Origin of the sequence: Streptomyces poriferorum (assembly GCF_019399235.1) — a bacterium.
Lineage (GTDB): Bacteria > Actinomycetota > Actinomycetes > Streptomycetales > Streptomycetaceae > Streptomyces > Streptomyces poriferorum.
Genome location: NZ_JAELVH010000341.1, coordinates 1 through 6,988, shown reverse-complemented (window position 1 = coordinate 6,988; position 6,988 = coordinate 1). Strand labels below are relative to the sequence as shown.

Annotated in this window: 5 protein-coding genes; 3 read left to right on the top strand and 2 right to left on the bottom strand. The window is 72.3% G+C overall.

All coding sequences use genetic code 11. The features are described 5' to 3' along the window. Window positions 1–1,810, bottom strand: a 1,810-nt coding sequence (gene ligA / locus JGS39_RS35135; RefSeq protein ID WP_219573817.1) for an NAD-dependent DNA ligase LigA, incomplete at its 3' end; no start/stop codon positions are given. Between the two features lie 277 nt (window positions 1,811–2,087). On the opposite strand from ligA, the gene JGS39_RS35130 reads away from it, so the two are divergent. The 3 genes from JGS39_RS35130 to JGS39_RS35120 all read left to right on the top strand — a co-directional run bounded on the left by JGS39_RS35130 (window position 2,088) and on the right by JGS39_RS35120 (window position 4,809). After that, complete coding sequence (locus tag JGS39_RS35130) at window positions 2,088–3,026, top strand: DUF1996 domain-containing protein (RefSeq protein ID WP_219573816.1); 939 nt, start codon at window positions 2,088–2,090, stop codon at window positions 3,024–3,026. Between the two features lie 74 nt (window positions 3,027–3,100). Then, a complete protein-coding gene (locus JGS39_RS35125) occupies window positions 3,101–3,682 on the top strand; it encodes a DUF305 domain-containing protein (RefSeq protein ID WP_219573815.1) in 582 nt (193 codons plus the stop codon). Window positions 3,683–3,756: 74 nt separating this feature from the next. Continuing rightward, the gene (locus JGS39_RS35120; RefSeq protein ID WP_219573813.1) at window positions 3,757–4,809 is read left to right on the top strand and encodes a LacI family DNA-binding transcriptional regulator; all 1,053 of its coding nucleotides are present in this window, start codon (window positions 3,757–3,759) and stop codon (window positions 4,807–4,809) included. Window positions 4,810–4,825: 16 nt separating this feature from the next. On the opposite strand, the gene JGS39_RS35115 is transcribed toward JGS39_RS35120, so the two are convergent. Beyond that, window positions 4,826–6,937 carry a phage holin family protein gene (locus JGS39_RS35115; RefSeq protein ID WP_219573811.1) on the bottom strand — a complete coding sequence of 704 codons (2,112 nt, stop codon included), beginning with the start codon at window positions 6,935–6,937 and terminating at the stop codon, window positions 4,826–4,828. Window positions 6,938–6,988 lie beyond the last annotated feature (51 nt).

The window sequence follows — 6,988 nt, the reverse complement described above, 5'->3', positions numbered from 1 at the left end:
CGCTCTCCTCGCCCGGCTCCGGCGGCGGGGTCGCGCCCGGCTCGGTCATGGTGACCCCGGCCGCGACCAGCTTCTCGATCAGCGGGGCCAGCTCCACCAGCTCCGCGACGACGCCGGTGGCCTTCTCCTTGCCGATGCCGTCGACCCGCTGGAGCGTCTCGACGTCGGCGGCTCTGATCCGGTCCATGTCCGCGAAGTAGCGCGCGATCCGGCGGGACATGGAGCGCCCGGTGCCGCGCACACCGAGGGCGCAGAAGACCCGGGAGAGCGGCTGTGCGCGCGCCGCGTCGATCGCGGCCAGGAGGTTGTCCGTGCTGGTCTCGCCCATCCGTTCCAGAGCGAGCAGCTGGTCCCGCTCCAGGGTGAACAGGTCGGCGAAGTCGGCGACCAGTCCGGCGTCGACGAGCTGGACCACCCGGGTCGCGCCGAGGCCCTCGATGTCGAGCTGGTCGCGTCCCGCCGCGTACGAGATGGAGGCCACCAGACGGCAGTCGCGGCCCCGGACGCAGCGCCAGCGCTGCTCGCTGGCGTCGATCTCGGAACCGCACTGCGGGCACGCCTCGGGGAAGACGACCGGCTGCTCGTCCCCGGTCCGCAGATGGGCGACGGGGGCCTCGATGCGGGGAATGATGTCGCCGGCCTTGTAGACCATCACATGGTCGCCGATCCGCAGATCACGGCGGGTGATGTCGGCCGGGTTGTGCAGGGTGGCGTAGCTGACGGTCGATCCGTCGATCTCGACCGGCTCCAGCACGGCGCGCGGGGCGATGATGCCGGTACGGCCCACGTTCCACTCGACGCCGAGCAGGCGGGTGACCTTCTCGACGGCCGGCAGCTTGTACGCGATGGCCCAGCGCGGTGCCCGGGTACCGGATCCGGCGTCGCGCCGGTCGGCGGCGAGGTCCGCCTTGATGACGATGCCGTCGATGCCGAAGGGCAACGAAGCCCGCAGTGAGGCCACTTCCTCCACCCGCGCCTGGACGTCCTCGACCGTGGCCACGGTGCGCGGCGCGACCGCCGTGTCCGCCGCGGTGTGCACACCGAGGCCTGCCACGTATCCGAGGGTCTCGCTGTGGGGCAGCTCGGCCAGCTTGGCGGTGAGCTCCCCCGAGTCGGGCAGCGCCAGTGCGCCGTACGCGAAGAACGTCATCTCCACCGTGTAGGGACGGTCCTTGGCGCGCAGGGTGCCCGCCGCCCCGTTGCGCGCGTTGGCGAAGGGCGCGCCGCCGTGTTCCGTGCGGAGCGTGTTGGCCTGCTCGAACTGCTCGGCCGTCATCAGGATCTCGCCGCGCATCTCGATCGTGACCGGCTCGGCGAGCTGCCGGGGCAGTCCGACGACGGTGCCGATCGCGTGCGACACATCCTCGCCGGCGGTGCCGTCGCCACGGGTGATCAGCCGCTCAAGCCGGCCGGCGCGGTAACGGGCCGCGACCGCGAGCCCGTCGAGCTTCGGCTCGACGCTCCAGGCGGTGACCGGCCGGCCGATCCGGCGCTCCAGCGAGGCGGTCCAGGTGGCGAACTGCTCGGCCGAGAAGACGTTGTCCAGCGAGAGCATCGGGACCGTGTGCGGCACGTCCCCGACCGCCACGCCACCGGCCACCTTGCCGGTCGGCGACTCCGCCAGCACCTCCTGGGGGTGGTCCTGTTCGTATGCGGCGATCCCGCGCGCCAGCCGGTCGTACGCATCGTCGTCGAGCACGCTCTCACCCGTGGCGTAGTACGCGGCGGCGGCCTGCGACGCCTCTTCGACCGCGGCGGCGTAGGCGGCGGTATCGGCGAGCACAACAGCTGAGTTCGTCATGGCCACCATCTTGCCGTCCACCACTGACAACGCCCTGGTCATGGCCTCCGCGGCCCGCCCGGAGGTTGCCGCGGACCACCGCCCGTCCCCTATGCGGTGCCATCCGTCGATACCTCACCCAAGAGAGCGCTCTCCCACGTCGGCGGAGCCTCAACTAGGTTCAGATGGAAGGGAATTGCAGGTCCACGCCCTCTATTGACATGCCCGAGACACACTTCTACGTTCCTCCGAGAGAGCGCTCTCTCGCACCGTCAAAGGAACCCCACTTCCCCCGAACAGGAGTGCCGTGCTCTTCTTCCCTCATCGACGCACCGGCGAAGAAACCCACCGCGGAACACCCCGGCGATACCGCACCGCGGCGCTCGTCGCCGCCGCGCTCGCCCTGTCCTTCCTCCAGGCCACCAACGGCAACGCGTCCGCAGGACCCACCACGGCGGCCGCGGCCCCGACCGCTTCCAGGGCGGACGTCGTACGGGTGGCCGAGTTCCTCGCCGAGTGCCCGTACACCCACCGGGCCCCCGACGACCCGATCGTCTTCCCGGGCCTGCCCGGTGCGTCACACATGCACAGCTTCTTCGGCAACGACTCGACGAACGGCAACTCCGACCTCGCCTCCCTGGAGAAGGCAAGGACCAGTTGCGCCCCCGACACGGACCTGTCGTCCTACTGGGTGCCGACCCTGTACGACGGCGCCAAGGAGGTCGAACCCACCGGCACGACCTTCTACTACCTGGGCGAAGGGGTCCGGGACGACGTCATCCGGCGGATCCAGCCCTTCCCCCGCGGTCTGCGCATCGTCGCGGGGAACGCGAAGGCGACCGGTCCCGACGACAACACGATCTCGCGCTGGTCGTGCCTGCACCACGGCGAGGTCAACCCGTCCCACGACTTCGTGAACTGTCCGGCGGGCGCGATGCTGGAGTCGTATCTGGACTTCCCGCAGTGCTGGAACGGCCGGGACCTCGACTCGGCCGACCACAAGAGCCACATGGCGTACCCCGTCGGCGGTGACTGCCCGTCGACCCACCCGGTGCCGGTTCCCAAGCTCCGCCAGGTACTGCGGTACCCCGTCAACGGTGACCCGGCCCGGTTGCGGCTGGCGTCCGGCCGGGGCTACACGATGCACGGCGACTTCTTCAACGTGTGGCCCGAGGCCGAGATGGCGCAGCGCGTCCGCGACTGCATCAACGCCATCGTGAAGTGCGGTGCCGACGGCACCCCCTGACCGGCCGGCACCCGTCCGACGCCCGTCCCGGGACAGCGCGTCCCGGGGCGGGCCCCTTCCCCGAGGACCTCGTGATGAATTCGGCCCGCACCACCGCGGCACTGTCGCTGCTCCTCCTGCTGGCCGGCTGTGCGGCCCCGGCGGACGCCGGGCGGCCGGCCCGGCCGAGCGCCACCGCGTCCGTTCCCCCGCTCTCCGTCCCGGCCGATCCGACGGATGCCGCCTGGGTCCAGCTGATGACACCGATGAACGAGCAGGCCGTCGTGCTGCTGACGCTCGCCGGGAACAGGGCCGTCGATTCCCGCACACGGAGCTGGGCGGCCGCCCTGCGCACGGCACAGAACGGCGAACTCGCGCGGCTACGAGCGCTGTTGGCCCGAATGGGGCTGCCGGACACCAATGTGCACGAGGGGCACGACATGCCGGGAATGGTGACGGAGCACGATCTCGCGCGGGCCCGTACCGTCGAGGGCGGGGCCTTCGACCGCTTTCTCGTGGCGCAGATCGGCGACCATCTGCGCCAGTCCGCGCAGGTGTCGCGCTCCGAGACGAAGGCCGGCACCCGCCCGGACGCCAGGCGGCTCGCCGCCGCCCTGGTGTCGGCCCGCAGGGCCGAACTCGACCGGCTCGCAGGCCTGTCGTCACGCACCGGGTGACGCACCGGTCACCGTACGCCCAAGGCGTCCACGGCCGTTTCCGCGCCGCTCGTACCACCCGGTATAAAGACTGCATGACTGCCGACGTGCCCCTGCCCGCCCGTCCCGCCACGCTGGAGGACGTCGCGCTGGTGGCCGGGGTGTCGCGGGCGACGGTGTCCCGGGTGATCAACGGGGCGACCACCGTGGATCCGGCGCTGCGGCGAATGGTCGAGGAGGCGGTGGGTACCACGGGGTACGTGCCCAACCGTGCGGCCCGCTCGCTGGTGACCCGGCGCACCGACTCGATCGCGCTCGTCGTGTCGGAACGGGAGCGGCGCACCGTGTCCGAGCCCTTCGTCGGCCGGATGTTCTCCGACCCGTACTTCGGGCGGGTGGTCAGCGGACTGCTGGAGGTCCTGCGTCCGGCGGGCATCCAGCTGGTCCTGATGCTGGCGGACGACCAGGAGTCCCGCGACCAGTTGCTGTCCTATCTGCGCCACGGGCATGTCGACGGGGTGGTCCTGATCTCGTCGCACGCCGAGGACCCGCTCCCGGGGCTGCTGCACGACACGCGGCTGCCCGCCGTGCTCGCCGGGCAGCCGCGCAGGCCGACGCCGATCACCTACGTCGAGGCGGACCAGCGGGCCGGAGCCCAGCTGGCGGCCGATCACCTGGCCTCGCTGGGCCGTCACCGGATCGGCACCGTGTCGGGCCCGCAGGACATGCCGGCCGGTCAGGCACGGCTCACCGGTTTCCTGGACGCGCTCGCCGCCCACGGTATCCGGGACGTGGCGGCCGCCGAGGGCGACTTCACGCATGCGGGCGGCGCGGCGGCGATGCGGCGGCTGCTCGCGGACCGGCCGGACCTGGACGCGGTGTTCATCGCGTCGGACCTGATGGCTCTGGGCGCCGTTCCGGTGCTGCTGCGGGCCGGCAAGGACGTTCCCCGGGATGTGGCCCTCGTCGGGTTCGACGACAGCAGTGCGGCCCTGGCCTGCGACCCGCCGCTGACAACGGTGCGGCAACCGGTGGAGGAGATGTCCGCGGAGATGGCCCGGCTGCTGCTGAAGCAGATCGGCAAGCCGGGCACTCCGGCCCCTTCGGTGATCTTCCATCCGACGCTGGTCCGGCGGCAGTCGGCCTGACCGGGCCCGGGTGCGGTCAGCCCCCCGCGCCGGTGCCCGCGTCCTCCTCCTCGCCGGGGAGGCCGTCACCGGCGCCCCGTACCGCGTCAGTCGTCCGCACCGGCACCTGCGGCCCCGAGACCTCGCGCAGCCAGCGCCTCAGGACCCGGTGCACGGCTTCCGCGCCGACCAGTTCCGCCGCCCGTCGACCGCCCTCGGCGGCGACCGCGTCCAGCGGGTCCGTCATGTCGCGCGGCCACAGCAGGAACGGCCGGGACTGCTCGCCGCCGAGTCCGCCGTGGGAACCGATCTGTTCCTCGAAGGCGTGCACCGTGCCGGTTGCGGGGTCGTACATCGAGTTGACCATCACATCGGCGACGTGCGGGAACGTGTCGGTGCGCCGGATCGCGTCGGCCGCGCCGGGGCCGAAGGGGGCCAGCGGGCCCTGTCCGTCCTTCAGCTCCGCCACGGGGATCCGCGCGCCGTCCCGCCCGAGGACCACCGATCCGTCGCGCTCGCTGTGCACGAGCAGGAAGCCGATGCCGGGGTGGTTGGCGAGCGTGCCGAGCAGCGCGGGATGGCGGCGGTCGAGCTGTTCCTGCGAGGCGCGGCCGTCGATGTCGGGGAAGGAGATCAGGCCGAGGTTGCCGGAGGCCAGGACGACCGGGTCGGAGGCCTTCGTCAGCTGCTTCTCCTCGCCGCCGGCGACCGGCCGGTGGAGCGCGGTCCGGACCGCGTCACGCGCCTCGGAGCCGCTCCGCGTGCGCTGGGCCCTGCGGGGTACCGGCAATCCGCTGCCCGCCCGCACCAGGTCCTTCAGCGTCAGCCCGTACGCTCCGGCGAAGGTCTCCCCCGGGCTCTGTCCGTGGTCGGACAGGAGCACGACGCGGTAGTCGCGCGGCGTGTGTTCGGCGACCTTGACGATCAGGGCGAGCGAGCGGTCCAGCCGGGCGAGGACCTTCTCGGCGTCCCGGCTGCGCGGCCCCGAGTGGTGGGCCACCTCGTCGTACGCGACGAGGTCGGCGTAGACGGCGGTCCGTCCCCCGAACATGTCGCCGATGACGGCGGACACCACCACATCGCGTTCGACGACGGTCGCGAAGGCACGGATGAAGGGGTAGAGCCCGCCGCGCTTGATCCGGGGTGTCTCCTTACGGATCCGGGCCCGGGTCGACTGGCCTATCTCGCGTCCGGCCTCGGCGACGAAGGAGAGCGCGGTACGGACGGCGTTGGCGGGGTCCGAGAAGTACGCGAAGTAGCCGGCCCGGGAGCGGCGGCCCTTGCCACGCCGGGCGGCCATGGACAGGACGAGGGCGAGCTGGTCGGCGCCGCCGCTGAAGAGGTTGCCGCGGCTGGCACCGTCCACGGTGAGCAGTCCGCCGTCGTGGGTGCGCACGATGGCGCGGCGCTGGAGTTCGAGGGCGCTCGCCGGTCTGCTGGAGACCATGACGTCGCCGGTCTCCTTCTCGTACCAGCGGAAGGCGGGGACGTCGTGGTTGCTGCCGTGCAGGATGCCTAGCTGGCTGGCACCGGTCTGGCTGGACCAGTCGGTGCGCCACGGGGTGAGCCGGTGGCCCTCGGTGTCGGACAGCCAGTGCGCGACGGTCGGCATGATGCCGTCGGCGGCGGCCTGTGCGAGGACGTCGTGGCCGACGCCGTCGAGCTGGATGAAGACGGTGCCGGGCGGCCCTTCGCCGTCCGCACCGCCCGTGCCGCTGCGGCGGCGGCGGCGTTGGTCGTCATGGACGGCGAGGGCCGTGGAGGTCGCGGAGGCGACGGCGGACATGACGGCCGCGACGACGACGGCCGTCTCCGGGGCGGCGGCACCCCGCCCGTCCGGGATGAGCCACAGCGCGATCAGGAGCAGCGAGCCGTTGAGGAAGAAGACCAGCATGCCGAGGACGAAGGCCGGCACGATGAGCAGGGCCCGTACGAGCACCGGCCAGACCAGTGCCGAGAGCAGACCGAACGCACCCGCGCCCCACGCCGCGGTGAACGCGGTCTTGGTCACGCTGTCGCCGTCGTCCGACTGGAGCTGGAAGTCCGGCAGAATCCCGGCGAGCGCCAGCAGGGTGATCGTCGAGACCCCCCACACCACGATCACTCGCATCAGGGCGCTTCCGGCTGTCCGCCATCGCCCGTCACCCACGCCGCTGCCACCTCACGTCCGGGCCCTGCCGTTCCGGGCCCCGCCCCAGCC

Bases quoted from the DNA above. Each gene is read 5' to 3' on its own strand.
- JGS39_RS35125 (WP_219573815.1), top strand. From the start codon at position 3,101: ATGAATTCGGCCCGCACCACCGCGGCACTGTCGCTGCTCCTCCTGCTG.
- JGS39_RS35120 (WP_219573813.1), top strand. From the start codon at position 3,757: ATGACTGCCGACGTGCCCCTGCCCGCCCGTCCCGCCACGCTGGAGGAC.